The sequence below is a fragment of the Idiomarina sp. UBA4206 genome (genome assembly GCF_002383015.1).
Lineage (GTDB): Bacteria > Pseudomonadota > Gammaproteobacteria > Enterobacterales > Alteromonadaceae > Idiomarina > Idiomarina abyssalis.
The window spans coordinates 33,569-37,909 of record NZ_DFTS01000016.1 but is presented as its reverse complement, the minus strand read 5'-3'; the positions used below and the strand labels follow the sequence as shown (position 1 = coordinate 37,909).

5 protein-coding genes are annotated in these 4,341 nt (G+C 48.9%); 2 read left to right on the top strand and 3 right to left on the bottom strand.

Annotated features, from left to right (window positions below; all coding sequences use genetic code 11):
* The 3 genes from B3180_RS03530 to B3180_RS03520 form a co-directional block, all read right to left on the bottom strand.
* Window positions 1–370, bottom strand: a 370-nt coding sequence (locus B3180_RS03530) for a putative metalloprotease CJM1_0395 family protein (protein WP_286843118.1), incomplete at its 3' end; no start/stop codon positions are given.
* A gap of 69 nt (window positions 371–439) precedes the next feature.
* A complete protein-coding gene (locus B3180_RS03525; RefSeq protein WP_054490787.1) occupies window positions 440–757 on the bottom strand; it encodes a flagellar basal body rod C-terminal domain-containing protein in 318 nt (105 codons plus the stop codon).
* Window positions 758–873: 116 nt separating this feature from the next.
* Entirely contained in the window at window positions 874–2,013 is a 1,140-nt protein-coding gene (locus B3180_RS03520) for a fatty acid desaturase (RefSeq protein WP_054490789.1), read from the bottom strand.
* Window positions 2,014–2,166: 153 nt separating this feature from the next.
* Between B3180_RS03520 and fabR the strand changes: the two genes are divergently transcribed.
* Both fabR and B3180_RS03510 read left to right on the top strand, forming a co-directional pair.
* On the top strand, window positions 2,167–2,787 hold the full coding sequence (gene fabR, locus B3180_RS03515) for an HTH-type transcriptional repressor FabR (protein WP_054490791.1): 621 nt from the start codon (window positions 2,167–2,169) through the stop codon (window positions 2,785–2,787).
* 38 nt (window positions 2,788–2,825) lie between these two features.
* Window positions 2,826–4,341 (top strand): S9 family peptidase (locus tag B3180_RS03510; protein WP_286843093.1); only part of this gene is annotated, 1,516 nt, incomplete at its 3' end.

Here is a 4,341-nt window from a genome sequence, read left to right as displayed (position 1 = left end):
TAACGTCTATCTGAACTTCACCGCCAACAGCATAAGACTTGCCATCGGGTCCTCGCTCATATTCGTACGAAGGTGAGCTGGCATACTGACCACCAACGGCAGCGTGAGCCTGTTCGTGCACACGAACTTCCTGGTCACGGCTTTTCAGCTCATCGACTTTCTCAATTTCTTCTTCACTGAGTCTTTGCTGATTTTTTTCAGCTTCATCGGTGACTTCCTTGCTGGCTTTGTCGGTGGCTGTTTTGTCGTCACCTTTGCCATCACTCTTGCCGTCGGCTCTTCTGTCGGCCTGAGTATTCGGTTTATTACTGGATTGGTCAGATTTGGCAGGTTCTTTCACCAACGGCCGCTCGAAATTGTCCCTGTTCATCGACTCCGCAGGCGGAGCCGACGTTACAGGAATAGGCGGTAACGCTGGTGAGATATTCATGTTAGAACATTAAGCGTTGGTATCGATCATTGTGCCCAACACTTCGTCAGCAGTTTCTACTGTACGAGTGTTTGCTTCAAAATTGGTCTGCCCCTGATTCAGAGAAACAAGAGAGTCCGTTGTGCTTGTAGCCGTTACGCTTTGGCTCGTTTCAGATGCGGATTCTGTCGCTGTCTGAGCACCATTAACATTGGCATTGTCTTGCTGCTGAACGTCATTGCGCCCAGATGCAGAAGCTGAAGCAATTTCCTGGCTAGCCTGAGAAACTTGCTGGTTTGCACGTTGCATACCTTGCAAGCCTGAGTTCATTGCTGCACCAATTTCCATAGTCACTCCTAATCACGCGCTGCGCGTGTTACTGCGAATGTACTTGTCAGTATCGGTCATATTTTAAACATTTTCAAGTACTGACAAGTACCGTTCATCGCAATTTTCAGCCGGCTTTATGCGTGTTGTTGAATCTGGTTCAGCAAGGCTTTCCATGAGCGTTTCTGCACTTCTAAGGCTTCTTTCATTTCATCAACCTGCTTTTTCAGCACGTCAATATCATGGTTCACATGCTCTTTTAACGCTTTAGTTTTCGTGTCCAAAAGCTTTTTACGAGCCTGATAGTAAGCCTTCAAATGCTGACCCATTTGATCATAGTGCTCCTGAGCCCTTTCAAACAGGGAATCCGGTGCTGCTTTAGCTTTCTGCTGAGCGCGTTTTAACTGCATTTGCAGTTTCGCCCGCTCTACCTGATACGGCGAGCTACGCTTTAAGTTTTTCGCCAGACCCAGCCATTTACTGGCAACAATAAGCCATTTGGTCGGGTCAAAATGCCACCAGCGAATGCCGTTACGATAGTCCGCAGCAAAAATGTGGTGATAATTATGGTAGCCCTCGCCAAAGGTTAAAAAAGCCAGCACGCCGTTGTCGCGTGCCGTATTTTTGTCGGTATAAGGTTGTTTACCCCAAATGTGCGCCAGCGAGTTAATAAAGAACGTAGTGTGGTGGTTCAGCACCAGGCGCAGTACGCCGATAACCAGTAACCCGGCCCATACGTCGCCCAGCATAAAGCCAGCGGCAATTGGCCAGCCAAAGTTCACAAATAAGGTCAGCGGCAGGTAATACTTGTGCTGCCACATAACAATTGGATCTTTCTGTAAGTCCTGAACATTGTCATAGTCGGTATAACGACTGGCCTGATATTCACGGATCATCCAGCCTATGTGCGAGTACCAGAACCCTCGCTTAGCGGAATACGGGTCTTTGTCGTTGTCATCAACATGTTTGTGATGTTCACGATGATCAGAAGACCAATGAAGCGCACTGTTTTGCAGTGCGACAGCACCACCAATAGCAAAAATAAAGCGAATTACGGGGTTGGCATCGTAAGTACGGTGCGCCCACAAGCGGTGGTAGCCCGCAGTAATCGATAGCCCGGCGAAACACGCCGTGCCTAACATAACCCACCAAAATGCGGCGCCAATACCTACGCTGTACGCGTATAAAGGCACGCCAACAAGGGCGACGATAAAAGTAATGGCAAAAACTAAGGTGTTTAACCAGATAATGGGGGGCTTTTCAGAAATCTGTTGCATGCATATAACCTAAAACAATCAAATAAAGGCAGGTGACAAAACAGCGTACACCTGTTCGCTGAATGTACGTGTTTCTCGGTCAAATTACAAGCGGTAAAAGTGTAAAAAGCTGTGTTATCATTCTTTACACACACGCATAACTAAACGAACACTATGGCCGGAATTCGCGCAAAGCAGAAAGAGAAAACCCGACAAGCGTTAATTAACGCGGCAATGAACCAATTAAGCGCCGAAAACGGGTTCTCCAGCTTAAGCTTACGCGAAGTGGCACGCGAAGCCGGTATTGCCCCCACGTCTTTCTACAGACACTTTCGTGACATGGATGAGTTAGGACTCACTTTGGTTGATGAGTGCGGTCTGGCATTACGTCAGTTGCTTCGTCAGGCGCGCCAGAGAATCGAGTCCGGCGGTTCCATTATTAGGGTATCCATTGAAACCTTTATGCAATTTGTGGCGGACAATACTGCGACCTTCCGGCTGTTGTTGCAGGAACGTTCCGGCCGCTCGCGCAGTTTCCGTTTAGCCGTAGTGCGCGAAATTGATCACTTTAAAGCAGAGCTGGAGGACTACTTAGTAAATGAGCAGTCCTTTACCCGAGAGCTGGCCGAACTGCAATCCGATACCATAGCTAAAATTGTATTCAGCGCCGGGGCCGACTGCTTCGATGTTGATGAAGAAGAACGCGAAATTATTACCGAGAAAACAATTCAGCAAGTTCGCCTGGTTGCCAGAGGCGCCGAAGCGACTCGCCGATTATTAAAACGAGAGTCATAGAAAAACAACTTTAAACAGACAGAACACTGGAGACTTATATGCTTTTACGTGCTGTAAGCGGTATGGCATTGGCAGTTTGGGCGGTTAATTTAGACGCCCGCGAAATGTCGCTAATAGATACCGTAACCACCAAAGCCATTCGTTCAGCTCAATTATCGCCGGATGGGCAATTCACGGCTGTTATCCGCTCTACGCCCCGTACTCCGTACGAAGACGACGACGGTTCCAGCTACCGTGAGTTAGTACTTATTAACGCTGATGGCGAAGAAACTTCTTACCTGAGCAAAGATAAAAAGTTCAGCCGGGTCAGTTTTGGGCCACAAAGCGAGTACCTGTACTTTACCGCTAAAGAAGAAGGTGACGAGTACCAGGAATTATATCGCATGCCAGTACGCGGAGGCGGTGTTCAGTCAGTCTTTGAATTTGAAGGTAACATTGGCAGCTACGCACTGAGCGATGACGGTGAGCAACTGGTCTTTTTATCTTCAGGCGCAAAGGACAGTGACAAGAAAAAGCTTTCGAAAAAGGGCTTTAAAGCTGAAGTGTACGAAGAAGATTTAACCTACACTCAGGTTTACCATGTTTCTCTGGGTGACGAAGAGGCAGAAGCCAAAGCGGTTACCGCCGAAGACCAGCACGCGCTTTCGGTTAGCTTCCACCCGAATAACGAACAGTTACTGGTTCGTACCGCACCAACTTCGCTTATTGACGACAACTACATGAGCAGCCAGTATCATTTGATTGGTCTGGATGGCGAAGTTGTTAATTCGTTCGAAAGCGAAGGCAAACTGGGGCGTGCTGAATTTTCGCCGGATGGTCGTTATCTGGCTATGATCCGCGCGGCGGACTACAACGACCCGTCTGCCGGCACTTTATTTGTTTATGACACCCGCGAACAAGAGCACCGCAATGTTCTGCCGGACTACAAAGGCTCTATCAAGGACTTTAGCTGGCGGACGGATGAAGAAATTGTCTGGTTAGGCCATCGCGGCACGGAGTCAGAAGTTCAGGCGTTGACGCTTAAATTCCTGGAAAGCCGTAGCCTGTTAGAAACTGGCGAAGCCATTTTCACCAGCCTGGACGGCGAAGCGGGCAAGTCAGAATTTGTGCTGACGGGTCATCGCCCCAGCCATCCAAACGAAGCCTTTAAGTACAGCAACGGCCGTCTGGAGCGTTTAACGGATTCCAACCCGTGGTTGGCAGATATTGAAATGCCGCGTCAGGAAACCATGACCTACGAAGCTCGTGACGGGCTGAAGCTGGAAGGCATTGTGGTTTATCCGACAGACTACGAAGAAGGCAAACGCTATCCGTTAATGATGGTGATTCACGGTGGTCCTGAGTCGCACTACAGCAACGGTTGGTTAGACCGTTATGGTTCGCCGGTTAAGCACGCTGCCGCCAAAGGTTATGCGCTATTCTTCCCGAACTACCGCGGCAGCACCGGACGCGGAGTTGAGTTCTCCAAACTGGGTCAGAACGACTACGCAGGTAAAGAGTTCGATGACATTGTCGATGCTAAAAAACACCTCGTTGATATCGGACTGGCGGATG